This is a genomic window from Rhodococcus sp. 7Tela_A2 (assembly GCF_049311045.1).
Lineage (GTDB): Bacteria > Actinomycetota > Actinomycetes > Mycobacteriales > Mycobacteriaceae > Rhodococcus.
The window spans coordinates 25,189-51,350 of the sequence record NZ_JAXION010000004.1 but is presented as its reverse complement, the minus strand read 5'-3'; the positions used below and the strand labels follow the sequence as shown (position 1 = coordinate 51,350).

Genomic DNA, 26,162 nt, shown 5'->3' with positions numbered 1-26,162 from the left:
CGTAGTCCCGACAGACCCGACGTCGCAGTGAGGATCCGCCAGTGAAAACCGCCCCCGCCGAGAGCACATCGACCATCTCCCTTCCCGGTCTTGTGGCCGCGCTGCCCGGGATGCTCCCCGACCTGCCGAGTCTGTTGCGCGGCGCCGTTGGGATGACCCGGAAGCCGAGTGCGCGGGAGACCATCGGATCGGTGTTCCAGAAGCAGGCCGCCCGCCGGCCCGACAGCCCGTTCCTGCGGTTCGAGGGCGACACCCTGAGCTACGGCGAAGCCAACGCGCAGGTGAACCGCTACGCCAACGTCCTGACGGCGCAAGGTGTGCGCACCGGAGACGTCGTGGGCATTCTCATGGAGAACAAGCCCGAGGCGCTGCTGCTCGCGCTCGCCACCGTCAAACTCGGTGCCGCGGCAGGCATGCTCAACAACAACCAGCGCGGCGAGGTGCTCGAGCACAGCCTGTCGCTGCTCGACTCCCGCGTTCTCGTCGTCGACGAAGAATGCGCAGAGGCCCTCGAGACTCTCGACTCCGAACCGCAGGCCGGCTCGGTGATGCGTCTCGCCGAACTCGACGCACTCGCCGCGGACGCCGACTCGGCGAACCCGGCAGTGACGGAGACGCTCTCGGCGTCCGAGATCGCGTACTACATCTTCACCTCCGGAACCACCGGCTTGCCCAAGGCGAGCCGGATGTCCCATTTCCGCTGGCTCAAGTCCATGTCGGGACTGGGCAGTCTCGGGGTCCGGTTGCGCCGCAACGACACCCTCTACTGCTGCCTGCCGCTCTACCACAACAACGCGCTGACGGTCGCGCTGTCGTCGGTGCTCGGTGCGGGTGCGACCTTCGCTCTCGGCAAGAAGTTCTCGGCGTCGAAGTTCTGGGAGGACGCAGAGCGCAACGGGGCGACGGCCTTCATCTACATCGGTGAGTTCTGCCGTTACCTGCTCGGGCAGCCCGAGCGCCCCGGCGATCGCGACCACGGCATCCGGCTGATGGTCGGCAACGGCCTCCGAGCCGAGATCTGGGACGAATTCACCGAGCGCTTCGGCATCGACCGGGTCGCCGAGTTCTACGGCGCGAGCGAATGCAACATCGCCTTCATCAACGCGCTCAACCAGCCGCGCACCGCGGGCGTATGCCCCTTGCCGTACGCGGTCGTCGAGTACGACCCGGAGACCGGTTCGGCCCGGCGAGACGCGAACGGACGACTGGTTCGCGTGGGGCGCGGCGAGGTCGGGCTACTGCTCGCGAAGATCACCGACCGTGCACCGTTCGATGGGTACACCGACCCCGACGCCACCGAATCCAAGCTCGTCCGTGACGGGTTCGGGGACGGTGACGTGTGGTTCGACACCGGCGACCTCGTCCGGAGCCAGGGCTACATGCACGTCGCCTTCGTCGACCGGCTCGGTGACACGTTCCGCTGGAAGGGTGAGAACGTCGCGACCACGCAGGTGGAGGGTGCGATCTCGTCGCACGACTCGGTTTCGGGTGTCGTCGTCTACGGCGTCGAGGTGCCGGGCACGGACGGACGCGCGGGCATGGCAGCAGTGACATTGAAGGAAGGCGCGGAACTGGACGGTGCCGCGCTCGCGGAGTCCCTGCATCGTTCCCTGCCGGGATACGCGGTCCCGCTGTTCGTCCGGGTCGTCGAGGAACTCGAGTACACGTCGACGTTCAAGAGCCGCAAGGTGGACCTGCGCGAGCAGGGGTACACCGACATCGGGTCGGACGAGCTGTTCGTCCTCGCGAGCCGCAGCGAAGGCTTTGCGCCGATCTTCGAGGGGTACGTCGACGGGGTGGCACGAGGGGATCTGCCGAAGCCCTGAACGGGCCGGACACCGGGAGGGCCCGAATCGGTGCTCGTGTCAGGATGAAGGCATGAGCGGCTCCGCTGTCGATGTTCCCGAGCATCCGCCCGTCACACCCGGCGACGACGTCCCGACCCCTCCGGGACCTCTACCGCCGACGCTGTGCGGGCGTCCTGTCGCGACCGATCGCGCACTCGTCATGGCGATCGTCAACCGCACACCGGACTCGTTCTACGACCGCGGCGCCACCTTCAGCGACGACGCGGCGCTCGCGGCCGTCGACCGGGCAGTCTCCGAGGGTGCCGACCTGGTCGACATCGGCGGGGTCAAGGCCGGCCCCGGTGACGTGGTCGACACGGCGGAGGAAATCCGCCGCGTCGTCCCGTTCGTGGCTGCGATCCGCGAGCGGTACCCGGACGTGCTCATCAGCGTCGATACGTGGCGCAGCGAGGTGGCGCGTCGCGCGGTCGCCGAGGGCGCCGACCTCATCAACGACACATGGGCCGGGGCCGACCCGCAGCTCGTCGAGGTCGCGGCCGAACTCGGCGCCGGCATCGTGTGCTCGCACACCGGGGGCGCGATCCCGCGTACCCGGCCGCACCGGGTCCGGTACGAAGACATCGTCGCGCAGGTGACCGGCGAGGTCGTCGCGGCGGCCGAGAGCGCGGCGCGAGCGGGTGTCGCGACCGATTCGATCCTCATCGATCCCACCCATGATTTCGGGAAAAACACCTATCACGGGCTCGCTCTGTTGCGGGGCGTGGAAGTTCTTGTAAACAGCGGGTGGCCTGTGCTTATGGCGCTGAGCAATAAGGACTTCGTAGGCGAGACTCTGGGTGTCGAACTCGAAGACCGGTTGGAGGGCACCTTGGCAGCGACAGCATTGGCCGCAGCAGCAGGAGCGAGAATGTTCCGGGTACACGAGGTCGCGGCCACCCGCCGGGTGGTCGATATGGTGGCGGCCATCGCGGGCACTCGTCCGCCGGCCCGCACAGTGAGGGGGCTGGCATGAGCGCACCGACTCGCATCTGGACAGAGGCGAACAGCTGGGACCAGCCGACATGGACCGTCGCCGAACTCGAACGGGCCAAGGCGGGACGCACCGTGACCGTGGTGCTGCCCGCGCTCGACGAGCAGGAAACCGTCGCGGGGGTGATCGACACCATCCACCCGCTGCTCGGCGGACTCGTCGACGAGCTCGTGGTGCTCGATTCCGGATCGACCGACGAGACCGCGGCCCGCGCGCGTGCCGCGGGAGCGCGCGTCGTCTCCCGCGAGGAAGCAGTACCCGGACTCGCCCCGGCACCGGGCAAGGGAGAAGTGCTGTGGCGATCGCTCGCCGGCACATCCGGCGACCTCATCGCGTTCGTCGACTCCGACCTGATCAACCCCGATCCGGCGTTCGTACCGAAACTGCTCGGACCGCTCCTGCTCGGCGACGGCATCCATCTGGTGAAGGGCTACTACCGCCGTCCCCTCCGGGTCGCCGGGGGAGAGGACTCGAACGGGGGAGGACGCGTCACCGAACTCGTCGCCCGGCCGCTCCTCGCGGCGCTGCGACCCGAGCTGACCTGCGTGCTCCAGCCACTCGGGGGTGAATACGCCGGCACTCGGGAACTGCTCGAGGCGGTGCCGTTCGCGCCCGGGTACGGCGTGGAGATCGGGCTGCTGCTCGACACCTACGACCGCCTCGGACTGAACGCGATCGCGCAGGTCAACCTCGGTGTGCGTAAGCACCGCAACCGGCCGCTGTCCGAGCTGGGCGCAATGAGCCGGCAGATCGTCGGCACGATGCTCGGCCGGTGCGGAATCCCCGACTCGGGGGCACCGCTGACCCAGTTCCTCGTCGAGGGTGAGTCGTTCGTGTCGTTCGACACCGATGTGAACCTCGAGGACCGTCCGCCGATGAAGACCATCACCGGCTGATCTTCTTCGCACGGCCCGCCGACCTCGAAGCCGCCGGCGGGTCGTGCCAAGATCGGTACATGGTGACGGTTCTGGTGTACGTGGTCGTCATGGTGGTTGTCGGCGCCGTGCTGTTCTTCATCGCTTCCGCTGTGTTCGGCCGAAGCGAGGTTCTCGCGCCGATCCCGCCCGGCACGACGACGACGGTGCTCCCGGCAGCCGACGTCACCGGCACGGACGTGCGCGACCTGCGTTTCCAGCAGACGTGGCGGGGCTACAAGATGAGCGAGGTCGACTGGGCCCTCGACCGGCTCGCCCGCGAAATCGACGATCTGCGTGCCGAACTCGCACGGACCGCCGGAGAGCCGCTGCCCGGGGAAGACTCCGCGCCCGAGCTGCACGCGGCGCCCGAGAACGCCGCCGACATCGAGGACACCGCCGACACCGAGGACGACGGCGCCGGGGACGCGTCCGGCGACGAAGCGGTCACGGAGGAAGTCCGCGTCGTCGACCACCCGGAGAAGCCGTGAACGACGACGGACTCGTGCGGTGCCCGTGGGCTGTCGACCGCCCGGGGAGCACGATTTACCGCGACTATCACGACGAGGAGTGGGGGCGCGAACTCCACGGCCGCGACGCGCTGTTCGAGCGACTCGCCCTCGAGGCATTCCAGTCGGGCCTGTCGTGGCTGACGATCCTGCGGAAGCGAGCGGCGTTCCGTGAAGCTTTTGCCGGCTTCGACGTCGATGTCGTCGCCCGCTTCACCGAAACGGATGTCGACCGGTTGCTCGCGAACGCGGACATCATCCGCAATCGCCGCAAGATCGAAGCGACGATCGCGAACGCACGAGCGATCCTCGAACTGCCCACCGATCTCGACACTCTGCTGTGGTCGTTCGCGCCCGCACCCGCGCGGCGCGCGCGACGTCCGAAAAGTGTCGAATCGATTCCGGCGGTCACGGAGGAGTCCACCGCAATGGCCCGTGAACTGAAGCGACTCGGACTACGTTTTGTGGGCCCCACCACTGCATATGCGTTGATGCAGGCCACCGGAATGGTCGATGATCACCTCGCCGGGTGCTGGGTGTCGCAGGCCCGAGAAGGGGCACGACCGGCCCTTACGGCGGAGTCAGCTACCCGACGCACACCGCAATAGGGAAGAATGGGATAGCGCGCATCATCGAGGTCGGTGGTGCAACCACACGGTAACCCACGCGCCCGGCGGTCGGGTGCAGATTTGGAGGGAGCAGAGGATGGCGGCCATGAAGCCCCGGACCGGGGACGGTCCCCTCGAAGCAACCAAAGAGGGACGAGGAATCGTCATGAGGGTTCCACTCGAGGGCGGCGGACGTCTGGTCGTCGAGCTCACGCCGGAAGAGGCTGCGGCCCTCGGCGACGAACTCAAGAGTGTCACCAGCTGATCGGCCCCTCTTCGGGCAACCCGGGCCCCCCCCCCGGCCCGGGCGCGGGGGGGCGGCGGGGGCCCGGAGCTGTCCGTACCGGGAACGGGTGAGGAGTCCGCGTGCTCGATGCCGTCATAGACCTTCTCGCGTGCCCGCACTGCGACGGTTCGATGGATCTCGACGATGCCGCGGTGCTGTGCGAACGCGGCCACAGCTTCGACGTGGCGCGCCAGGGTTACGTCTCTCTGCTCACCGGATCCGCCACGCCGTTCACCGGCGACACCGCCGACATGATCGCGGCGCGCGGCGACTTTCTCGACACGGGGTATTACGACCCCGTCCGCACTGCCGTGGCGTCCGCGTGCACGAGTGCCGCCGGCGACGACTCCCGCATTCTCGAGGTCGGCGCCGGAACGGGCCAGTACCTCGCAACCGTCCTCGACGCCCTGCCCGCCGCGCGGGGCATCGGACTGGACGTATCCAAACCCGCCGTCCGGCGTATCGCGCGCGCTCACCCACGCGCGGGTTCGGTGCTCGCGGACGTGTGGCGGCAGCTACCCGTGCGGTCGGGGTCGCTCACCCACGTGCTGTCGATTTTCGCGCCGCGGAACGCTGCCGAGAGTCATCGGGTACTCGCGCCCGGCGGTGTCCTCGTCGTGGCGACGCCCACGACGGAACACCTGCGCGAACTCGTGTCGCTGCCGGGGATGGTCAGCGTCGACGAGCACAAGACCGAACGGTTGTCGGCGGCGCTGTCGGGGTTGTTCGAGCGCACCGCGCGGATTCCCGTGCAGTTCTCCGCGGCGTTGCCGCGTCGAGCACTCGCGGACCTGGCGGGAATGGGCCCCTCGGCCCATCACCTGTCCGCCCCGGAGCGCACGGACCTGCTGGCAGCGCTCCCGGACCCGTTCGAGGTCACCGTGTCCGTCACGGTGTCGACATGGACCCGGCGGGACGACGTGACGGTGCCCGGCGGGCACGGCGAAACGGCTGTCAGGGGCGGTTGATCACACCCTGGTAGACCGTGAGGGTCTGCCGGGCGATCTGCGCCCACGAGAACTCGGAGATGGCGCGGTCGCGACCTGCCCGGCCGTACTCGGCGGCACGGGCCGCGTCGCCGGCAACCTCGTTGAGGGCTGCGGCGAGCGCCCGCTCGTACGCCTGCGGCTCGTACGAGTCGTAGTGCACCAGGACGCCCGTGACGCCGTCCTGCACGACCTCCGGGATACCGCCCACGTCCGACGCCACCACGGCGGTCTCACATGCCATCGCCTCGAGGTTGACGATGCCGAGCGGTTCGTAGACGGACGGACACACGAACACGCGCGCGGCGGAGAGGATTTCCCGCACCGACTCGACGGGAAGCATTTCCTGTACCCAGAAGACGTTCCCGCGTGCCGCCTGGAGTTCGGCGACGGCACGTGCGGTCTCGGCGGCGATCTCGGGAGTGTCGGGGGCGCCCGCACACAGCACCAACTGGATGTCGGGGTCGAGGTGATGCGCCGCGGCGATCAGGTGCCCGACGCCCTTCTGCCGCGTGATACGCCCGACGAAGGCGACGATCGGACGATCGGGATCGACCCCGATGCGCTCCAGCGCCGACTCGGTCCCCGGTTCGGCCGGGCCGGGATGCCACGTCGTCGTGTCGATCCCGTTGCGCACGACGTGCACGCGAGCGGGGTCGACGAACGGATAGGCGTCGAGGACGTCGAGCCTCATGCCTTCGCTCACCGCGATGATCGCGTCGGCGTACTGCACGGCGTTGCGTTCCGACCACGAGGAGATCCGGTAACCGCCGCCGAGTTGCTCGGCCTTCCACGGCCGGCGCGGTTCGAGCGAGTGCGCGGTCAGTACGTGCGGCACGTCGTAGAGTTCGGCTGCCAGATGCCCGGCGAGACCGGTGTACCAGGTGTGCGAGTGAACGACGTCGACGCCCGCGGCCGCGTGAACCATTCGCAGCTCTGCCGACAGCGTCGTCAGAGCGGGATTCGCCCCTGCCAACGCGGGGTCGGGCGCGTGCACGGTCGCGGTGTCGCGGGGTGCGCCCATGCAATGCACGTCCACAGTGCACAGTCTCCGGAGCTGCGCGACGAGCTCGGTGACGTGAACACCCGCACCGCCGTACACTTCCGGCGGATATTCCCGCGTCATCATCGCCACCTGCATCGCCTCAAACTATCGGGCCGTTCGAGTTACAGCCAATCGATCCCCGGCGCAGGCGCGAATGCGGTTCAGGACTTCACGAGGCGCGCGATCGCGGCCGATGCTTCCGCCAGTTTCGCCTCGCCTTCCTCGCCTCCGAGTTTCGCGGCGTCCACGACGCAATGCCGCAGGTGATCGTCGATCAGGTTGAGTGCGAGGCCTTCCAGGGCGCTGGTCAACGCAGCGATCTGGGTGAGGATGTCGATGCAGTACTGCTCCTCGTCCACCATGCGGTGGATGCCCCGGGCCTGCCCTTCGATCCGCTTGACGCGCGCGAGATATTTCTTCTTGTCGCCGATGTAGCCGTGGGTGTGGCAGGAGCCGCCGTCCTCGGTGGTCTCGGTCACCGGGATAAGTGAGTCGTTCATAACACCCATTCTATACCCCAGAGGGGTATATACCCTGGCTGGACGTTGTGCGCTCGTGTCCGGAACCTCTCGCCGGGCGGGACGGAGATCACGCTTCGCTGGCGGCAGTGTTGGGCGACCGATAGGTTGGGCGTGTGAGGAGCCAGCCACATGTGCTTGGAATCGTGCTTGCCGGCGGCGAGGGTAAGCGTCTTTACCCTCTGACCGCAGACCGTGCGAAGCCGGCAGTGCCCTTCGGGGGCGCATATCGCCTGATCGACTTCGTGCTCAGCAACTTGGTGAACGCCGGTTACCTGCGCATCTGCGTACTCACGCAGTACAAGTCGCATTCCCTCGACCGCCACATCTCTCAGACGTGGCGTCTGTCGGGCTTCACCGGGGAGTACATCACCCCGGTGCCGGCCCAGCAGCGACTCGGACCGCGCTGGTACACCGGTAGCGCCGACGCGATCCTGCAGTCGCTCAACCTGGTCTACGACGAGGACCCCGAGTACATCGTGGTGTTCGGCGCCGACCACGTGTACCGGATGGATCCCGAGCAAATGGTGCGTCAGCACATCGAGTCCGGAGCCGGTGTCACGGTGGCGGGTATCCGGGTGCCGCGCAACGAAGCCTTCGCGTTCGGATGCATCGACAGCGACGAGCAGGGCCGCATCACCCAGTTCCTCGAGAAGCCTGCGCACCCACCGGGGACGCCCGACGACCCCAATGTCACCTTCGCCTCCATGGGCAACTACGTGTTCTCGACGAAGGTTCTGGTCGAAGCGCTGCGTGCCGACTCCGAGAACCCCGATTCCGATCACGACATGGGCGGCGACATCATTCCGGCACTCGTCGCCGACGGCGTCGCACACGTCTACGACTTCAACGACAACGTCGTTCCCGGCGCGACCGAACGCGACCGGGCCTACTGGCGCGATGTCGGGACGCTCGATGCCTTCTATGACGCGCACATGGACCTGGTGTCGGTCCACCCGATCTTCAACCTCTACAACCGGCGCTGGCCAATCCGCGGCGCCGCGGAGAACCTGCCGCCCGCGAAGTTCGTCCAGGGCGGTCTCGCCCAGGAATCGATCGTGGGTGCTGGGAGCATCCTGTCCGCCGCCACTGTCCGCAATTCGGTGCTCAGCTCCAACGTCATGGTCGAGGACGGCGCCACCGTCGAGGGCAGCGTGCTGATGCCGGGTGTCCGGATCGGCAAGGGCGCGGTGGTGCGACGCGCGATCCTCGACAAGAACGTGGTGGTGGGCGACGGCGAGATCATCGGCGTCGACCTCGAGCGCGACCGTAAACGATTCGCTGTCAGCGGCGGCGGCGTGGTCGCCGTCGGCAAGGGCGTGTGGATCTGACCGGAGCTGTGCGACTCCGCGGGCCGGTGCGACCCGACGGGCCGGGAGTCGTGCGGCCCGTCGGGCTCAGCTGAGCCGCACAGCGCACAGGAGCCCGTCTCCGAGCGGCAGGACCACCGGAGCGAGCCGTTCGTCGTCCGAGACGGCCCGTGCTGCCTCTCGGACGGCCAGCACGGTCGAATCGCGTGCGGACGGATCGGCGACCCGGCCGCCGAGCAGCGCGTTGTGCAGCACGATGACGCCGCCCGGCCGCAGCAGACGCACGCCCTCGCGAACGTAGTGCGGGTGGTCCGACGGGGTGGCGTCGACGAACACCAGGTCGTAGCCGGAGTCGGCCAGTCGCGGCAGTACGTCGAGCGCACGGCCGTTGATGAGCCGCGTGCGGGAAGCGACGACACCGGCATCGCGGAATGCGAGCTTGGCAGCCCGCTGATGTTCGGGTTCACTGTCGATCGTGGTGAGGACGCCGTCCTCGCGCAGGCCGTGCAGCAACCACAGCCCGCTCACTCCCGCACCTGTACCGATTTCCACCACGGTCTTCGCGTCCAGCATGCGGGCGAACATCGCGAGAGCAGCCCCCACCGACGGGGACACCGGATCCGCGCCGAGGTCCTCGGCGCGTTCCCGCGCGACGGCGAGCTGTTCGTCCTCGACGACGATGTTCTCCGCGTGGGTCAAAATGCGGTCTGCATTGGTCTGCACGAGACCGAGGCTATCCGCGCCGGGATGTTTGTGCGGGCAGGCTCGCAGATGTGGGCAAGGATGTGGCGATGTTTTCTCAGCTTCGTTTCAGGTAACTCACACGACCAGCACATCCCCATAGGAAAGACTCGGGTCACGAAGTCGAAGGCCGGCAGGACACGGAGCTTCGGTGGAGTAGGCCTCATGGGACCCTAGTGGTGAGGAACAAACCTCAGGGCCCGGATGTTGAACTTTCCACCACTGTTCCGCGTAGCGGTCCCGAAGAGGAGGATCCAGCGATCCACATGCCCGAATCCCGCACCGTTCTCCCGCCCGATGCCGTCCCGTTCGACGAAGCCTCCCTGGAAGACCTGAGCGGAACCGCGGTGTTCGACGCGACGGGAGATCGTGCGTCCATGCCCTCGTGGGACGAACTCGTCCGCGAGCACGGCGACCGCGTCTATCGGCTGGCCTACCGGCTCTCGGGTAACGCACAGGACGCCGAAGACCTCACCCAGGACACGTTCATCCGTGTCTTCCGTTCACTGCAGGACTACCAGCCCGGCACGTTCGAGGGCTGGCTCCACCGCATCACGACCAACCTTTTCCTCGACATGGTGCGTCGCCGGAACCGCATCCGGATGGAAGCGCTGCCGGAGGACTACGATCGGGTCCCGGCCAAAGGGCCGAACCCCGAGGAGATCTACCACGACGCGCGACTCGGCGCCGACCTGCAATCCGCCCTGGATTCGCTCGGTCCGGAGTACCGCGCAGCGGTGGTGCTCTGTGACATCGAAGGTCTGTCCTACGAAGAAATCGGTGCCACACTGGGGGTGAAACTCGGGACGGTGCGCAGTCGCATCCACCGAGGTCGCCAGGCACTCCGCGAGTACCTGCGCGAGAATGGGAAGGCCGAAGTCGTTCGCGTCGATGCGGGGTAGCCGCCGGGAGGTTTTGATGACGATGGTGCAGCCACCTCGCAGGTTCGGTTCCACGGAGCACTTGGCTAGCGAGGCGGTTGCCGCGTACGTCGACGGCGAACTCCGGATGGCGCCGTACCTTCGGGCTGCACAGCATCTGGCGGAATGCCCCGAGTGCGCGGCCGAGGTCGAGGCGCAGCAGCAGGCCCGTCGCGCCCTGCGTGCCGCCGCCGAGGACGCACCCGAGATGTCGAGTTCCCTCCGGGGCGCACTCTGCAGCATCCCCAGCCACCTCTTCGACGTCCCCGGAGCGGATCGGACCCGGAACGGCGCAAAGGCCCCCGAGGTCGACGCAGCGCAGTCCGAGGCGTGGTTCGCAGCGCGGCGATGGGCGATCCGTCGCAGGCGGTGATCGGCAGGAAGGTCACCACAGCCCGGCCGGTCGGAGACCGGTCGATCACAGGGCACCCGAGGCCATCGGTGATACTGGGCTCTGTGACGGACCTACACGGGGGAGACGGGTACGCGTGACCGCGGATTCTGTGGAGCACAACGGCCGACGCGCGAGCGACGACACCGACCTTCCGGACGCCTCGTCCGGAAGGCAGGAACAGGCGAACGGCGCCATCGAGCGCCCCGCCGACGCGCCGCGTCTCGACCCGCGACCGGTGTACCGGCCCAGGGTGGACCCCGCCGCCGAGCGCGTCTTCGGGCGACCGGCCGGTACCGAGGGCCCCTTCGGGACGACACCCGGCGCGCGGGCGTCCGAACCCGAAATCCGGCACGCCCCGCCGACCGACGCCATCCTCGCCGAGGCATACGGAAAGCCGGACGCGGCGGACGAGACGCTGCAGCGGCCGCCCTCCACACCCGACGACGGCTCCGGGGACGAGCCGGTCCCGTCCGACCCGTGGCGCGACCCCGACTCCGCCGTCCGGCTCGGTGCGCCGCTCGAAGCGGAGGACGAAGAGGATCTGCCGCCGGCCCCCAAGCTGACTCTGCGTGAGGTCCTGTTCGACCGTCGCGTCGAGCCCCGCGCCCTGGTCTCCCTCGCAGCGCTCGCACTCGCGATCGCGGTCGTCGGCGGGCTGGCCGTGGCGGTGGTGACGTCCGACAACGGCTCACTCACCAGCCGAGGCGTGTCGCTGTCTCAGGTCGCGTCGGACGGGGAAGTGCCCGCCGGGACCGTCGCGCAGGTTGCCGACGCCGTTCTGCCGTCGGTCGTGTCCATTCAGGTCACCATGGGTGAAGAGGCAGGAACAGGCTCCGGCGTCGTCATCGACGGGGCCGGATACATCGTCACCAACAACCACGTCATCTCCATGGCGGCGACCAATCCCGACGCGAAGGTTCAGGTCACTTTCGACGACGGCACCAAGGTCCCCGCGACGGTCGTGGGACGCGACATCAAGACGGATCTGGCGGTACTTGCGGTCAAGGACGTCGACAACCTGGTCGTGGCCGAACTCGGGCGATCCGAGGACGTGCAGGTCGGTGAGGACGTCGTCGCCGTGGGTTCCCCGCTCGGCCTGAGCAAGACCGTCACCCGCGGCATCGTCAGCGCGCTGCACCGGCCCATGCGGCTGAGCGGCCAGGGCACCGACACCGACGCCGTGATCGACGCGGTCCAGACCGATGCCTCTATCAATCCGGGTAACTCCGGTGGGCCGCTCGTCGACATCGAAGGTCGCGTCATCGGCATCAACTCCGCGATCAAGTCCGAAACCGGCGGGTCCGTCGGTCTCGGCTTCGCAATCCCCATCGACGACGTGACCGAAGTGGCGGGGGAACTCATCCGCAACGGTGAGATGCGCCATCCGGAGATCGGTGTCAATGCCCGCTCGGTGGTCAACGAGGTCGCCAGCGGGGCAGAGGTCGCGAACGTCCAGAGCAACAGCCCGGCACAGCGTGCGGGAATCGTCGAGGGCGACGTGATCGTGCGGGTCGGCGACCGCGAGGTCACCACCGCCGACGAGCTCGTGGTCGCGGTGCACGCTCAGGAGATCGACCAGCCCGTGACCGTCCAGATCGTCCGGAGCGGACGCCTCGTGGACATCGAGGTCACCCCGGAATCGGACTGACGTACCGGTTCCGGAGGTGCTTCCGGTGTGAGTTGAGCCCGCTCGCGCTGAATTCCGGCGGGAAACACGTAGTCTTGACCCGTGTTCGGCAACATCGGTTGGGGTGAATTCGTAGTCCTCCTCGTGGCGGCCCTCGTGGTGCTCGGTCCCGAGAGGCTGCCAGGTGCTGTCTCGTGGGTGACCAAGTCACTGCGACAGGTGCGCGATTACGCCTCGGGCGCACGGGATCAGCTGAAGGAAGAGCTGGGTCCGGAGTTCGACGATTTCCGTCAGCCGCTCGCCGAACTCAACCAACTCCGCGGCATGACCCCCAAGGCCGTCATCACCAAGCACCTGCTCGACGGTGACGGTTCTCTGTTCAACGACATGGGCAAGACACCGGGTGCGCCGGCAAACGGATCGTCGCCCTCGACGCCCAACCTGACGAAGCCCCTCGCACGCGACGAGAGGCCCCCGATCGATCCGGACGCGACGTGAGTCGTCACTCCGCCTGAGTTCCCCGGCCCGGTTCTTCCCCGGCGGGCCGAACCGCGGGGGGGGCGACCGTGTGCGTTTACAGGTGCCGGGTGGTGTCGATTCCCAGCGACATGCCGGCCAGTCCACGCTTGCGCACCGCGAGCTTGTCGGCGATCTCCGACATCGCGATCGCAGGCGCCGACTCCGGAGCCGACAGCACGATCGGCGTTCCGGCGTCACCGGACTCACGGACGGCGGGGTCGAGCGGGATCTGGCCCAGCAGGGGCACTGTGGCCCCGACGGCGCGGGTGAGACGCTCCGCGACGGCCTGGCCGCCACCGGTGCCGAACACGTCCATGCGCGTCCCGTCCGGCAGTTCGAGCCACGACATGTTCTCCACGACGCCCGCGATGCGCTGGCGCGTCTGCAAGGCGATCGAGCCTGCACGCTCGGCCACCTCGGCCGCGGCCTGCTGCGGGGTCGTCACGACCAGGATCTCGGCACCCGGGATCAGCTGGGCCACCGAGATCGCCACGTCACCGGTGCCCGGGGGCAGGTCGAGAAGGAGCACGTCGAGGTCGCCCCAGAACACGTCCGCGAGGAACTGCTGGAGCGCGCGGTGCAGCATCGGGCCGCGCCACACGACCGGGGTGTTGCCCTCGGTGAACTGCGCGATCGAGATCATCTTCACGTCGTGCGCGACCGGCGGCATGATCATCCGCTCGACCTGTGTCGGCTTCGCGGAGGTGCCCAGCATGCGGGGGATCGAGTGGCCGTAGATGTCGGCGTCGAGGACACCGACCGACAGGCCGCGTGCGGCCAGTGCCGCCGCGAGGTTCACGGTGACCGACGACTTGCCGACGCCTCCCTTACCGGACGCGACCGCATACACGCGGGTCAGCGATCCGGGCTGGGCGAACGGGATGACGGGCTCGGCGGAGTCACCGCGGAGGGACTTGCGTAGTTCGGTGCGCTGCTCGTCGTTCATCACGTCGAGGGTGACGCGGACCGGGCCGACTCCCGCCACGTCGGCGACCGCCTTGGTGACGCGATCGGTGATCTCGGTGCGCATCGGGCATCCCGAGGTGGTCAGGTACACCTCGATATCGACGCTGCTGTCGTCGCGGATCTCGATGCTCTTGACCATGCCGAGATCGGTGATGGGTTTCCGGATCTCGGGATCCTGTACCCGGGCGAGTGCACTGCGGACGTCGGACTCACTGACTGCCATGACGCCCATGGTAGGTGGGTGCCTGTCAGTGGATGCGCGGCAGGTCGGCCGGACTCGGCGTCACACCGGTCGAGTAGGCCGCCGACCACGCAAGCACGTTGGCGACGTAGGCCATCGAGTTGTTGTACCGGTGGATCGCCTTCGTCGCATGGCCGAGGTTGTGCATGTCGAGGCCACCGTCGCACAGGTACCGCGCGGTCGTGAGCGTCGAGTCGTAGAGGTTCTGCGGGTCGGCAACGCCGTCGCCGTCGCCGTCGCCCGCGTACTGATTCCAGGTCGTGGGGATGAACTGCATGGGCCCCACGGCGCGGTCGTACACGGCGTCGCCGTCCAGAACGCCGCCGTCGGTGTCCGCGATGGTGGCCTGGCCCGGGAGGCTGCCGTCGAGGGGCAGGCCGATCACCGGTTCGAAGAGGTTGCCCTTCTCGTCTGCCTTGCCGCCGTTGGCATGACCGGATTCGACCTTGCCGATACCGGCGAGCAGTGTCCAGTACATCCCGCAGCCCGGGTTCTCCTCGGACAGGATGCGCTCGGCATTGCGGTATGCGTCGAAGTTGATGCCGGGGATACCGAGAGGCCCCTCGGTAAGCACCTTCGTTTCGGGTGCGGGCGCCGGCTGGGATGCGGACTTCGGTGCCAGCGCCGGTGCCGGGGCGGGCTCGAGCATGATGGACTGCGCCACGGATACGGCTTCGGGGACCTGGGGGAGCGTCTCGGGGACTGCGTTCCCCATCGTGGTCGCCTGGGCGTCCTGGTGGACTCCGAGCAGCGCACGCGGTGACGCACCCGCAGTTGTCGCGGCGGCGGCGACGAGGCCTACCGGTACCAAACCTGTCATCGCGATCACTGAATTGCGGCGGATCTTGGAATCCGTCGGTCTGGCGTGCCGGCCCACTCGTACCTCCCTCGGGCGAATCTCGAACCCGAGATGCCTCCGTTATTTACGGGGCTGACAGTACACGGTTCGTAGCCGTTCCGTTATTTAAACGTGATGTAACGCCTGGTTTAGGGGTATGCCAGAGGGGTTTGTGCCGTTGAGGTGGCTCCGCGGTGATCCAAGTGTGTCCCGCGTCATAATATGGGCGGCGTGTCGCCTCGGGCCGCGCTGGGTACCTGCACGCCCCCGGCAGCAGGTCCGCCGGGCAGTGTCTTGCTACGGGCAGTGTCTCGGTACGGGCAGTGCGTCGCTACGGGCAGTGTCTCGGTACAGGCAGTGCGTCGCTACGGGCAGTGTCTCGGTACAGGCAGTGCCCCGTTACGGGGTCATTCGCAGAAGGCGGGTACGAGGCAGGGAACCGGCGGAAGCTCGGGCAACTGCGGCAAGGGCGGAAGGGCCGGCGCCGGAGCGTCGCCTCCGGGCTCGCCGGTCTCGTCTGCTGCGGCCGGGTCGCCGGGAGCGCTCTGCGGGGCCGGAACGGGTGCCGGAGCGGCGATGTCGGAGGCGGCCGGAAGGGGCCGCGCCGGAGCCGGCGCCAAGGCGGACTCGGCGACTTCGGCGCCCTTGGCATACGTAGCCGACCACTCGCGCACGTTCGCGAGAAACTCGGGCGATCCGTTGAACAGTGCGACCGCGCGCGCCTCCCCGTCCGGTTCGCGAAGCCGGGCGCCGTCCGCGCACATCCAGGCGCTCGCGGCCAGTGTGGCGTCGAACACGTTCTGGGCGTCGGCGTTTCCGTCTGCGTTCCCGTCCGCGCGATGCTGCTCCCAGGCAGCGGCGGGGAGCAGCATCGGGCCGAGGGCTCCGGTGGGTGCGACGACGGGCGTGGTCAGCGTGCCGAGGATGTCTGTGCGTCCACCGTCGGCGTGCTGGGACGCGAGGCGCCCGAGCGCGGCGAGCAGGTGCCACGGCATTCCGCATTCCGGACTGTCCACGGCCATCTGCATTTCCGCGGCCCGGTACGCGTAGTAGACGAGTTCGGGAATTGCGGCCGGACCCTCACCGAATACGGAGGGGACTGCCCCGGCGGGTGCCGCTGGTGGGCGCTGGAGCACCGGATCGGACGGTTCGCCCGGGGTGCGGAACGTGATCGGCGACGCGGGTTCGGCAGGTACGAGGCCGACGGCGGTAGCGGGAGCCGTCAGCGCGGCCGCAGCAGGCTCCGGTACGTTCTCGGCGACGCTCGGTGCTGCCGACGATGCGGTCGCAGCCAGTCCGGCCGCCACGATCACCGGAATCGCCAATGTCGCCGTCCAACGCACCCGACCGCCCCCTTCTGTATCCGTCTGCCACATCGGTTGGTGTTGTGACGAACGTTACATAACCGGGTCGGCTTATGTGTAATTCCGGGTGTCAGCGCCTGGGCGTGCGTCCCTTTCCGGAACCGGATGCCGCGTCGTCCTCGTCCTCGTCGACGAGCAGCGACCGGAGATCGTCGAGTTCTCGCCGCAGGTAGTCGCGGGTCGCCACCTCGCCCACCGCGAGGCGCAGAGCAGCGAGTTCCCGTGCGAGGAACTCCGTGTCGGCCTTCGTCTGCTCGGCCCGGGCCCGGTCCTCCTCGAGAGACACCCGGTCGCGGTTCTCCTGCCGGTTCTGAGCCAGAAGGATCAGCGGTGCGGCATACGCAGCCTGGGTCGAGAACGCGAGATTGAGCAGGATGAACGGGTAGGGGTCCCATCGCCCGACGACCGCGGTCATGTTGAGGGCGATCCACACCACCACGAAAATGGTCTGGATCGCCAGATACCGCCCGGTGCCGAGGAAACGCGCGACGCGTTCGCTGACCCGTCCTACTGCCTCCACATCGAAGTTCCAGCGGAACCGGGACGACTGCGGTGTCTCGAGACGCGATCGGCCCTGCGAGAGTCGGTCACTCATCCTTCGGTCTCCTCGTCACGCCAGTCCTCGGGCAACAGATGGTCGAGCACGTCGTCCACGCTCACCGCCCCGAGCAGGTGCTGCTCGTCGTCGACCACCGGACCGCACACGAGGTTGTAGGTCGCGAAGTAGCGGGTGACGGTCGTCAGCGCGTCCCCGGGATCCAGGCGCGGCAGATCGTTGTCGATGATGCCGCCGATCAGAGTCGCCGGGGGCTCGCGCAGTAATCGTTGCAGATGGACGCAGCCCAGATACTTGCCGGTGGGTGTCGCGGTCGGTGGCCGCACCACGAAGATCATCGAGGCGAGCGCCGGAGTGAGGTCCGGGTGCCGTGCCCGCGCCAGTGCTTCCGCGACGGTCGTCGCGGGACTGAGTGTGACCGGCTCGGGGGTCATCAGACCACCGGCGGTGTCGGGGGAGTGTTCGAGCAGGCGCCGCACCGGCTCGGAGTCCTCCGGGTCCATCCGCTGCAGGAACGACTCCGCATCCGTTTCGGGCAACTCGCCGAGAAGGTCGGCGGCGTCGTCGGGATCCATCGCTTCGAGCACCGACACCGCACGGTCGACACCCAGTTCGGTGAGCAACTCCGTCTGGTCGTCGGACGGGAGTTCCTGCACGATGTCGGCGAGCCTCTCGTCGTCGAGGGCCACTGCGACTTCCGTGCGCCGTTTGGCGGGCAGATCGCGCAACGAATTGGCGACATCGGCGGGCCGCATGTCCTCGAACTGCATGAGCAGTTGCGCGACACCCTGGCCGGGCAGGGACAGCGCCTGCTGCGTCAGACCGTGGACGTGCGGCCATTCCACGATGTGGATGGGGGCACGCCGCGCGAGCCGGCCGCGATGCCGGCGCACCGCAACCCGCGCGACCACCCAGTCCCGGGTGCGCGTGAGCTCGATGCCGAGGTCCACGACCACGGTGTCCACACCGATCAGGTCGGGCAGTTCCGGGTCGTCGACGCGCACTTTCGAGTCGAGCACCTGTGCCAGTGCCAGCACCTCGGAGGGGCGCTGCGTGAACCGGCGCAGACTGACGTTGCCGGTCACGAGCGTGACCGATCCCGGTTCGATGGCCGTGACTCGCAGCATCGGGACGAAGATGCGTTTTCGCGTGGGCAACTCCACGACGAGTCCCAGGACGCGTGGTGCTTGACGACCGACGCGGATCGTGAGGACCACGTCGCGCACGCGGCCCACGGATTCCCCGTCGGGCCCGAGAACTACCAGACCCGTGAGCCTTGCGACGAAGACCTTGCTCACTGCTGCCAAGAGGTCACTCCCAACCGTATCGGTGCCGCGCGGAGCTCAGCATAAAAGCGGCCCCGGGCGGTGCGGACACACCGTCCAGGGCCTCTCGGCCACTGCGGACGGACGTTCGCGGTGGGCCGCATGAACCGTAGTCATCGTACGCATCGTCGCCCCGGCTTCCCGTGCGTCGGCATCGATCGGGAAAACCGATGCACGTCGCCGGTTTCATGCAGCGGACGAGGGGTAGCCCGTGCACGTCTCATTCCTTCGTGATGGAGAAAGGACGGCCATGGCCGAACGTGTAATGCGAGCGAATCGAACGCCGGTCCAGCTTGCCGCAATGGTTTTCGGCGTGGTGTTTCTGCTGGTGGGGATCCTCGGGTTCATCCCGGGAGTCACCACCGACTACGACACCATGACCTTCGCAGGCCACCATTCCGGAGCAATGCTGCTCGGAATCTTCGAAGTGTCGATTCTCCACAACATCGTGCATCTGCTCTTCGGTGTCGCCGGACTGGCCTTGGGCCGGACGATCTCCGGCGCCAAGGCGTATCTCATCGGTGGCGGTGTCATCTACGCAGTCCTGTGGATCTACGGCCTCCTGATCGACAAGGACAGCGCAGCGAACTTCGTGCCGCTCAACACGGCGGACGATTGGCTGCACTTCGTGCTCGCGGTCGCGATGATCGCACTCGGGGTGCTGCTGCCGCCGCGCCGCCGCGCCGCCGTCTAGACGCGGGAAGGTTTGTTTGTCAGCGGGCCGCGGTACGGGGCCGGCCCGCCGACGGACGTGCTTCCCGGGAGTTCGGGATCGATCCGGAGAACGTCATGAGCAGCACTCTGAGTGAAACGCACTCTGTCCCAGGCGGAATCCCGCTCCTCTCGAGCTTGCGGGAGGTCGCCGACTTCGTCGCGGGAAACCTGGATATCCATGTCCGGTACTCCAAAGGTCCCGCCGCCGACGAGGCTGCGGGCCCGAGCCGGGACTACGAAGCCGGTGTCACGTTGCCCGGCTTGTCCGTGACCACCCTCGCCCCGGAACCGTGGTGGCCGGGACCGCTGGAGGATTGGCTGGCGCGCCGAATCTGCAAGTACGGCGAACTCGGTGAAGAGGACGGCAGATTCGCGTGGTTGCTGGAAGGAACGGTCGTGGGCCGGGGACCCGATCACGAGCCGCTGCTGACCGACATCCGTCCACTCGCACGACTGGGTCGTGCCGTCCTGGAAGAGGCGTCGCGCCGGTACCACGAGCGATTCGCAGTAGGGAACGATTCCCGCCGCGACACGTGAGGGCGCATTCGCGGTCCCCGAACGCCGATCTCTGTGGTCCCGAACGCCGGTCTCCGCAGCGGTAGCATGAGCACCGCCATCGGGCCGGGGGCCCGTGGCTCGTGTCGTTTCCGAACGTGGAGGTCTGTGCGGTCATGTCGTTCTCTTTCAGGCCCCGGCGGTCGGTACTCGCGGTTCCGGGTAGCAGCCGCAAGATGATCGACAAAGCCAAGGGTCTGCCCGCCGACGAGATCTTCCTCGATCTGGAAGACGCGGTGTCGCCGCTCGCCAAGGCCGAGGCCCGCACGACGATCGTCGAAGCGCTCAACGAGGACGGGTGGGGAGACCAGCTCAAGGTTGTCCGGGTCAACGACTGGACCACCGATTCGACGTACCTCGACGTCGCCGAAGTGGTCGGGGGCGCCGGTGCACATCTGGACGCGATTCTGCTGCCGAAAGTGCCTGACGCGAGCCATGTCCACGCGCTCGATCTCCTGCTCACGCAGGTGGAGAAGGCGCACGGACTCGAGGTCGGGCGCATCGGCATCGAACCCCAGATCGAGAACGCTCTCGGCTTGACCAACATCGACGCGATCGCCACTGCGAGTCCGCGCGTACAGACACTCGTGTTCGGGCCCGCGGATTTCATGGCGAGCATCAACATGCGCACGCTTGTGGTGGGGGAGCAGCCCGACGGGTACGACCGTGGCGACGCGTACCACCACATCCTCATGACGATCCTGATGGCGGCGCGCGCTCACGGCCTGCAGGCCATCGACGGCCCGTACCTCCAGATCCGTGACGTCGACGCGTTCCGTCGTTCCGCACAACGGACCGCCGCGCTCGGTTTCGACGGAAAATGGGTACTGCACCCGAGTCAGATCGATGCCGCGAACGAGGTTTTCAGCCCGCGGCAGCAGGACTACGACAAGGCCGAGATGATCCTCGACGCGTACGAATGGCACACCTCGGCGGAAGGCGGAGCGCGCGGTGCCGCGATGCTCGGCGACGAGATGATCGACGAAGCCAGCCGCAAGATGGCACTCGTCATCTCGGCCAAGGGGCGAGCGGCAGGGATGTCTCGCACCGAAACGTTCGAGCCTCCCCGCGGCGAGTAATCGTGTTCTCGCCCGCGGTCCGGGCAGAATGGACAGCGGGCGTGCCGGTGAAGACGGCACGCGGCCATCGAGAAGGAGCCGAATACTCATGACCAACCCCATCGGACCTGGCGGCCGTCAGGTGCCGGGCCTTCCGGAACCCCCGACCGGCTGGCCGGTCGGGTCGTACACGACCTACGCCGAGGCGCAGCGCGCCGTCGACCACCTGTCCGATCAGAACTTCTCCGTCGAGGACGTCACGATCGTCGGGGTGGATCTCATGCAGGTCGAACGGGTCACCGGACGGCTGACGTGGCCGAAGGTCATCGGGGGCGGAATCGTCTCCGGCGCCTGGCTCGGTGTGTTCTTCGGTTTGCTGCTGGGCATCTTCTCCACCGACTTCCTCGGCCCGCTGCTGGTCGGTCTCGTGGGCGGCATCATCTTCGGCCTGATCTCGGCCTCCATCCCGTACGCCGCGACCCGTGGGCAGCGCGATTTCTCGTCGACGATGCAACTCGTCGCGGGGCGGTACGACGTGCTGTGCAAGCCGAGGACGGCCGAGCAGGCCCGCGACCTGCTCGCCAAGCTCGCGCTGTAACCCTCGGTGCGGGCCGGGGGGCGAGGTGGGCGGCACGGGCCCGGCCCGCGCCACTAGTGTCGGTCGTATGCCCGATCTCGATTCGGTGGCCGACAGGCTCTACGGTCTCGATCCCGGTGACTTCGTCTCCGCCCGCGACGAATGTGCGGCGGAAGCCCGCCGGGCGGGCGACCGTGAACTCACCGCCGCTATCGGCAGGCTCCGGAAGCCGACGGTGGCGGCGTGGATGGTCAATCTGCTCGCACGCGAACGCGGGGACGAACTCGCAGCACTTTTCGATCTCGGTGACGCACTGCGCACCGCGCAACGGCGGCTGTCCGGCAGCGACATGCGTGCACTGTCGGCGCAGCGGCGCAAGGTGGTGGCAGCGCTCGAGAAGGCGGCGGCCGACCTCGCGGACGACCACGGACGCCGCGCCACCGAGGGCGCCCTCAGGGAAGTGAGCCAGACGCTCAACGCCGCGCTCGCCGATCCCGAGGTGGCCGACGAGGTCCGCGCGGGAAGACTCTCGTCGATAGTCGAGCACAGCGGGTTCGGTGACCTGTCCGCTGTGCCGTTGACGCTCGTGCCCGAGACCTCCGACGACGACACGCCGGAGGCGCCCGCGCCCGAGCGGCCCAGGACCTCCGGGAAACGGACCGCCGCATCGAAACGCGGCCGGAGCGCCGGCGTGCGCGAGACGGCCGAGAAAGCCGCACGCGACAAGGCGGAACGTGAGGCACGACAGGCGGAAGTCGACGCGGTCGCAGCAGAGGTGGAGTCGGCGCGTGCGTCGGCCGAGCAGGCGCGATCTGCGGCCGGGGACGCCGATGCCGAGCTCGAACGATCCGAACGAGAGGTCGCCGACCTGCGCCGGAAACTCGACCATGCCGAGCAGCAACGGCAGTTCGCACGACGAGCCGTGGCCCGCGCAAAGAAGGAAGTGACGTCTGCGGAGCGGGTGGCGTCCGCCGCCGAGACGAAACTCGTTCGCTTGCAGAACGCGACACGGTGATGAGACACCGCTGCGGTGCCGACGCGTCCGTGCCGCAGGCCGAATACCCGGTCGCGGGGAGGAGCCGGCGCGGGCTAGGGTCCCGGGATGGGTGAAAACGCAGAGCCGCAGGTGCGGGTCCTCGAGTCGGAGGCCGAACTGGTGCAGGCGATGGCATTGTTCCGGACAGCGATGGTGGGACTGCCGGCACCGACCTATCCCGACGGGACGATCCACGACTATCTCGAACCCGGCCGTACCTTCGGAGCGTTCGTGGACGGTGTCCTCGCCGGCACGGTCGATGCGTTCTCGGGGGAGATCGTCCTTCCCGGCGGCGCGCGGGTAGCCCACGCCGCCGTCACCCACATCGGCGTGCTGCCCACCCACACACGCCGGGGAGTCGTCACTGCGCTCGTCCGGCAGCAACTGCGCGACGCGCGTACCCGCGGCGACGTGGTGGCGACACTTCGGGCCTCCGAGGCGACGATCTACGGCAGGTTCGGGTACGGGATCGCCTCGTGGTCGGTGGAGTCCGAGGTGGACCTGCGCCGGGCGGCCTTCCGGCCCGGTGCGCCGGAAGGCGGCCCCGTTCGGCTGCTGACCGGATCGGAGGCATGGGATCTGTTGCCGCACATTCACTCCCGCCACCTTCCCCTTCGTCCGGGCACTCTCGAACGGTGGTCGCAGTGGTGGAACTCCCAGAGAATGCGTGCGCAGTCGACCTCGGGGGCCCGTTACGTTGCTGTTCACGGGCAACCCGGACACGAGGACGGGTTCGTGCGCTACCGCCCCAGCACCGCCGACCCGCACGACTGGTTCACCAGCGAGACCCCCACGATCGTCGTCGACGATTTCTTCGCACCGTCCGTGGAAGCGCACGCCGGCCTCGTGCGCTTCTTGCTCGGCCTCGACCTCGTCGCCCGCGTGAGATTCGCCGAACTGCCCACGGACGATCCGATGCCCTGGCTTCTGCGCGACCACCGTGCGGTACGCACCCGGTCGATCGAGGACGAGACGTGGCTGCGGGTGCTCGACGTGGAGCGGGCACTGGCGTCCCGCGTCTATACGGGAGACGGGACGGTGACGCTCGGCGTCGTCGACCCGATGTTCCCGGAGAACGAGGGTACGTACACGATCTCCGCCGACGGCGCGGCGCGTAGCGACGGGCAGGCCGATCTGCGGATCGGTGTGGCCGAGCTGGGGTCGCTCCTGCTGGGCGGCGTCGCCTGTCGCACGTTGGCCGCGGCGGGCCGGATCGAGGTTCGGCACGCGGACGCGGTGCCGGTCGCGGACCGGCTCTTCGGATGGGTCCCGGCACCGTTCGCCGGTACTTCTTTCTGAGCCTCCCGCACCTCCCTCCCGGCGGCATGCGCCCAAAGCCCGTTTTGCTCCGCTTGTGCGACCCCAAGCGATATTGTCGATTTCGGTGACACAAGTCACTGTCTCGGCAGTGCGGGCGGAGGCGGTATGCGACGGAAGTGGGCAAGGCACGTCACGGCCGGCGCCGTTGCTGTGCTTGTCGGAGCCGGTCTGACGGCCTGCGGAAACAGCAGCAGCGGTACCGTCCTGAGTTTCTACACGGCAGCGGACGGTGCCGAGCAGTACGCGCAGGCAGCGGCCGTGTGCACCGAGCAGGCACAGGGGCGCTACACGGTCGAGCAGCGGACGCTGCCGAAGAATGCAGACGACCAGCGCCTGCAGCTGGCGAGACGGCTCACCGGCGGCGATGCGAGTCTGGACCTGATGACGCTCGACGTGGTCTGGACGGCCGAGTTCGCCGAAGCGGGATGGGCTCTACCGCTTCCTCCCGACATTGCGGCCGACGTGACCGAAGGGACCCTCCGAGGGCCTCTGGAATCGGCCACCTGGCAGGACGTCCTCTACGCCGCACCGCTCAACACCAACACCCAACTGCTCTGGTACCGCCAGGATCTGATGCCGGACGGGCAGCCGCCGCAGACATGGGACGAAATGATCGAGATCGCGAGCGGCCTCGCCGAGGAGGGGCTACCGAGCTGGATCGGGGTCACGGGACGCCAGTACGAAGGTCTCATGGTGTGGTTCAACACCCTTCTTGCCAGCGCCGGGGGGTCCGTCGTCGCTGACGACGGCACCACCGTCACACTCGAGGACGGCGATGCGGCGGAGACCGCACTCGACATCATGAAAAGGGTGGCGACCGCGCCGGGAGTCGACCCCTCCCTGAACCAGGCCGACGAAGCGGCAGTGCGCCTGGGGATGGAGAGCGGCCGCACGGCGTTCGAAGTGAACTGGCCGTTCGTGCTTCCCGGGATCCTCGAGAATGCCGCCGACCTGCCGTTCATCGACGAGAACGGCAATGTCACCACCGAGAACACCGGCAACACGGTCCTCACCGTCGACGGGGAGCAGAACTTCCTTCCGGCGCCGTACCCGTCCGTGATTCCGGGTGAGCCGGCAAAGGTCACGATCGGTGGATTCAACATCGCCGTGGCGCGGACGAGCACTCATCCCGACCTCGCCTTCGAGGCGATGACGTGCCTGCGCAACGAAGAGAATCAGCGCAACAACGCCATCGGCGGTGGCGTACCGCCGACTCTGGAAGTGCTGTACGACGACCCGGTTTTCCAGGAGGCGTATCCGGCGTGGCGGGAGGTGCGGGCCAGTCTCGAGAACGCGGCCGTACGCCCCGCTTCGCCTGCATACCAGAGTATTTCGACGCTGGTGACCTCCATCCTCAACCCGGTGGACCGGATCGACCCGCCGAAGACCGTCGGCGAACTCGCCGAACAGGTCCGCAAGGCGGTCAACTCGGAAGGGCTGGTTCCGTGACGGCAGTCGAATCGCAGAAACAGAGCGACGAGCAGGACGACAGCGCTCGCCCGGCGAAAGTTGCTCTGTCCGAAGGGAAGAAGGCAGAGCGGCGCCTCGGTCTCTGGCTCGTCGCGCCGGCCGCTCTGGTGATGGTCGCGGTGACGGCCTACCCGGTCGCCTACGCCGTGTGGCTGAGCTTGCAGCGTTACGACCTTCGCTTCCCCGACGACCGGACGTTCGTCGGCCTGTCGAACTATGTCGACGTGCTCACCGACGGGTTCTGGTGGCAGGCGTTCTTCGTCACGCTGGGGATCACCGTGGTCTCGGTGGCGATCGAGTTCGTCCTCGGCCTGGCAATCGCTCTCGTCATGCAGCGCACGATCCTCGGCAAGGGACTGGTACGCACCGTCGTGCTCATCCCGTACGGCATCGTCACCGTCGCGGCCGCCTACAGCTGGTACTACGCGTGGACGCCGGGAACCGGGTACCTTGCGAACCTGTTGCCGGACGGCAGTGCGCCGCTCACCGACCAACTCCCGTCGCTGGCGATCATCGTGCTCGCGGAGGTCTGGAAGACCACACCGTTCATGGCGTTGCTACTGCTCGCAGGGCTCGCCCTGGTTCCCGACGACCTGCTCAAGGCCGCGCAGGTGGACGGCGCGGGAGCGTGGACCAGGCTGATCCGCATCATCGTGCCGCTGATGAAACCGGCGATTCTCGTCGCGTTGCTGTTCCGCACACTCGACGCGTTCCGGATCTTCGACAACATCTACGTGCTCACGCGCGGCTCCAACGGCACCGGCTCCTTGTCGATCCTCGGCTACGACAACCTGTTCAGGGCGTTCAACCTGGGTATCGGATCTGCGATCAGCGTGCTGATCTTCGTGTGTGTGGCCATCATCGCGTTCGTGTTCATCAAGTTGTTCGGTGCGTCGGCGCCCGGGTCGGACGAAGGGAAGCGGTGAC

General features: G+C 67.9%; 28 protein-coding genes. 20 read left to right on the top strand and 8 right to left on the bottom strand.

Going from position 1 to position 26,162, the window contains the following annotated elements:
- Positions 1-41 precede the first annotated feature (41 nt).
- The 7 genes from TVH25_RS01660 (at position 42) to TVH25_RS01630 (ending at position 6,123) form a co-directional block, all read left to right on the top strand.
- Positions 42-1,826: a long-chain-acyl-CoA synthetase gene (locus TVH25_RS01660; protein ID WP_422423212.1), complete on the top strand. Its 1,785-nt coding sequence runs from the start codon at positions 42-44 to the stop codon at positions 1,824-1,826.
- A gap of 52 nt (positions 1,827-1,878) precedes the next feature.
- On the top strand, positions 1,879-2,820 hold the full coding sequence (folP, locus tag TVH25_RS01655) for a dihydropteroate synthase (RefSeq protein WP_296551724.1): 942 nt from the start codon (positions 1,879-1,881) through the stop codon (positions 2,818-2,820).
- Positions 2,817-3,734, top strand: coding sequence for a glucosyl-3-phosphoglycerate synthase (locus TVH25_RS01650; RefSeq protein WP_169621636.1), 918 nt, complete (start codon positions 2,817-2,819; stop codon positions 3,732-3,734). The genes folP and TVH25_RS01650 overlap by 4 nt, the downstream gene beginning before the upstream one ends.
- A gap of 59 nt (positions 3,735-3,793) precedes the next feature.
- Positions 3,794-4,243, top strand: coding sequence for a DivIVA domain-containing protein (locus tag TVH25_RS01645; protein ID WP_169621637.1), 450 nt, complete (start codon positions 3,794-3,796; stop codon positions 4,241-4,243).
- On the top strand, positions 4,240-4,869 hold the full coding sequence (locus TVH25_RS01640; RefSeq protein WP_169621638.1) for a DNA-3-methyladenine glycosylase I: 630 nt from the start codon (positions 4,240-4,242) through the stop codon (positions 4,867-4,869). The genes TVH25_RS01645 and TVH25_RS01640 overlap by 4 nt, the downstream gene beginning before the upstream one ends.
- A gap of 97 nt (positions 4,870-4,966) precedes the next feature.
- Entirely contained in the window at positions 4,967-5,134 is a 168-nt protein-coding gene (locus TVH25_RS01635; RefSeq protein WP_006554284.1) for a DUF3117 domain-containing protein, read from the top strand.
- A gap of 101 nt (positions 5,135-5,235) precedes the next feature.
- On the top strand, positions 5,236-6,123 hold the full coding sequence (locus tag TVH25_RS01630) for a putative RNA methyltransferase (protein ID WP_422423211.1): 888 nt from the start codon (positions 5,236-5,238) through the stop codon (positions 6,121-6,123).
- Here the strand turns inward: TVH25_RS01630 and glgA are convergent.
- Both glgA and TVH25_RS01620 read right to left on the bottom strand, forming a co-directional pair.
- A complete protein-coding gene (gene glgA, locus TVH25_RS01625; protein ID WP_169652605.1) occupies positions 6,110-7,282 on the bottom strand; it encodes a glycogen synthase in 1,173 nt (390 codons plus the stop codon). The genes TVH25_RS01630 and glgA overlap by 14 nt on opposite strands.
- Before the next feature lie 65 nt (positions 7,283-7,347).
- Positions 7,348-7,686 (bottom strand): metal-sensitive transcriptional regulator, encoded by a 339-nt coding sequence (locus tag TVH25_RS01620; protein WP_296551716.1) that lies wholly within the window; start codon positions 7,684-7,686, stop codon positions 7,348-7,350.
- Positions 7,687-7,820: 134 nt separating this feature from the next.
- On the opposite strand from TVH25_RS01620, the gene glgC reads away from it, so the two are divergent.
- Positions 7,821-9,035, top strand: a complete 1,215-nt coding sequence (glgC, locus tag TVH25_RS01615; RefSeq protein WP_169621642.1) for a glucose-1-phosphate adenylyltransferase — start codon at positions 7,821-7,823, stop codon at positions 9,033-9,035.
- Positions 9,036-9,101: 66 nt separating this feature from the next.
- Here the strand turns inward: glgC and TVH25_RS01610 are convergent, their stop codons facing one another.
- Positions 9,102-9,737: an O-methyltransferase gene (locus TVH25_RS01610; protein ID WP_169652606.1), complete on the bottom strand. Its 636-nt coding sequence runs from the start codon at positions 9,735-9,737 to the stop codon at positions 9,102-9,104.
- A gap of 284 nt (positions 9,738-10,021) precedes the next feature.
- Between TVH25_RS01610 and sigE the strand changes: the two genes are divergently transcribed.
- The 4 genes from sigE to tatB all read left to right on the top strand — a co-directional run bounded on the left by sigE (position 10,022) and on the right by tatB (position 13,194).
- Complete coding sequence (gene sigE, locus TVH25_RS01605; protein WP_296551714.1) at positions 10,022-10,657, top strand: RNA polymerase sigma factor SigE; 636 nt, start codon at positions 10,022-10,024, stop codon at positions 10,655-10,657.
- A 16-nt stretch (positions 10,658-10,673) separates the two neighbouring features.
- Entirely contained in the window at positions 10,674-11,048 is a 375-nt protein-coding gene (locus tag TVH25_RS01600) for a zf-HC2 domain-containing protein (RefSeq protein ID WP_169621644.1), read from the top strand.
- Positions 11,049-11,163: 115 nt separating this feature from the next.
- Entirely contained in the window at positions 11,164-12,717 is a 1,554-nt protein-coding gene (locus TVH25_RS01595; RefSeq protein ID WP_422423210.1) for a trypsin-like peptidase domain-containing protein, read from the top strand.
- An 81-nt stretch (positions 12,718-12,798) separates the two neighbouring features.
- Positions 12,799-13,194 (top strand): Sec-independent protein translocase protein TatB, encoded by a 396-nt coding sequence (gene tatB, locus TVH25_RS01590; RefSeq protein WP_169621646.1) that lies wholly within the window; start codon positions 12,799-12,801, stop codon positions 13,192-13,194.
- A gap of 76 nt (positions 13,195-13,270) precedes the next feature.
- Here the strand turns inward: tatB and TVH25_RS01585 are convergent, their stop codons facing one another.
- The 5 genes from TVH25_RS01585 to TVH25_RS01565 form a co-directional block, all read right to left on the bottom strand.
- Positions 13,271-14,404, bottom strand: a complete 1,134-nt coding sequence (locus tag TVH25_RS01585) for an Mrp/NBP35 family ATP-binding protein (RefSeq protein ID WP_206037053.1) — start codon at positions 14,402-14,404, stop codon at positions 13,271-13,273.
- A 25-nt stretch (positions 14,405-14,429) separates the two neighbouring features.
- Complete coding sequence (locus TVH25_RS01580) at positions 14,430-15,299, bottom strand: lytic murein transglycosylase (protein ID WP_296551712.1); 870 nt, start codon at positions 15,297-15,299, stop codon at positions 14,430-14,432.
- Positions 15,300-15,667: 368 nt separating this feature from the next.
- Positions 15,668-16,603 carry a hypothetical protein gene (locus tag TVH25_RS01575; protein ID WP_169652609.1) on the bottom strand — a complete coding sequence of 312 codons (936 nt, stop codon included), beginning with the start codon at positions 16,601-16,603 and terminating at the stop codon, positions 15,668-15,670.
- Between the two features lie 91 nt (positions 16,604-16,694).
- Positions 16,695-17,219, bottom strand: a complete 525-nt coding sequence (locus TVH25_RS01570) for a DUF1003 domain-containing protein (protein ID WP_169621650.1) — start codon at positions 17,217-17,219, stop codon at positions 16,695-16,697.
- Positions 17,216-18,487 (bottom strand): magnesium transporter MgtE N-terminal domain-containing protein, encoded by a 1,272-nt coding sequence (locus tag TVH25_RS01565; protein ID WP_169621651.1) that lies wholly within the window; start codon positions 18,485-18,487, stop codon positions 17,216-17,218. The genes TVH25_RS01570 and TVH25_RS01565 overlap by 4 nt, the downstream gene beginning before the upstream one ends.
- A 268-nt stretch (positions 18,488-18,755) precedes the next feature.
- Here TVH25_RS01565 and TVH25_RS01560 point away from each other — a divergent pair, with 268 nt between their 5' ends.
- The 8 genes from TVH25_RS01560 (at position 18,756) to TVH25_RS01525 (ending at position 26,161) form a co-directional block, all read left to right on the top strand.
- Positions 18,756-19,199 carry a DUF4383 domain-containing protein gene (locus tag TVH25_RS01560; RefSeq protein WP_169621652.1) on the top strand — a complete coding sequence of 148 codons (444 nt, stop codon included), beginning with the start codon at positions 18,756-18,758 and terminating at the stop codon, positions 19,197-19,199.
- 95 nt (positions 19,200-19,294) lie between these two features.
- Positions 19,295-19,756 (top strand): DUF6098 family protein, encoded by a 462-nt coding sequence (locus tag TVH25_RS01555; protein WP_422423209.1) that lies wholly within the window; start codon positions 19,295-19,297, stop codon positions 19,754-19,756.
- A 134-nt stretch (positions 19,757-19,890) separates the two neighbouring features.
- Positions 19,891-20,853: an HpcH/HpaI aldolase/citrate lyase family protein gene (locus tag TVH25_RS01550; protein WP_169621654.1), complete on the top strand. Its 963-nt coding sequence runs from the start codon at positions 19,891-19,893 to the stop codon at positions 20,851-20,853.
- Positions 20,854-20,941: 88 nt separating this feature from the next.
- Positions 20,942-21,430 (top strand): general stress protein, encoded by a 489-nt coding sequence (locus TVH25_RS01545; protein WP_169621655.1) that lies wholly within the window; start codon positions 20,942-20,944, stop codon positions 21,428-21,430.
- Positions 21,431-21,497: 67 nt separating this feature from the next.
- Positions 21,498-22,424 (top strand): hypothetical protein, encoded by a 927-nt coding sequence (locus TVH25_RS01540; RefSeq protein ID WP_422423208.1) that lies wholly within the window; start codon positions 21,498-21,500, stop codon positions 22,422-22,424.
- An 87-nt stretch (positions 22,425-22,511) separates the two neighbouring features.
- Complete coding sequence (locus tag TVH25_RS01535) at positions 22,512-23,744, top strand: GNAT family N-acetyltransferase (protein WP_169621657.1); 1,233 nt, start codon at positions 22,512-22,514, stop codon at positions 23,742-23,744.
- 126 nt (positions 23,745-23,870) lie between these two features.
- On the top strand, positions 23,871-25,214 hold the full coding sequence (locus tag TVH25_RS01530) for an ABC transporter substrate-binding protein (protein ID WP_169652612.1): 1,344 nt from the start codon (positions 23,871-23,873) through the stop codon (positions 25,212-25,214).
- A gap of 65 nt (positions 25,215-25,279) precedes the next feature.
- A complete protein-coding gene (locus tag TVH25_RS01525) occupies positions 25,280-26,161 on the top strand; it encodes a carbohydrate ABC transporter permease (RefSeq protein ID WP_169621727.1) in 882 nt (293 codons plus the stop codon).
- Position 26,162 lies beyond the last annotated feature (1 nt).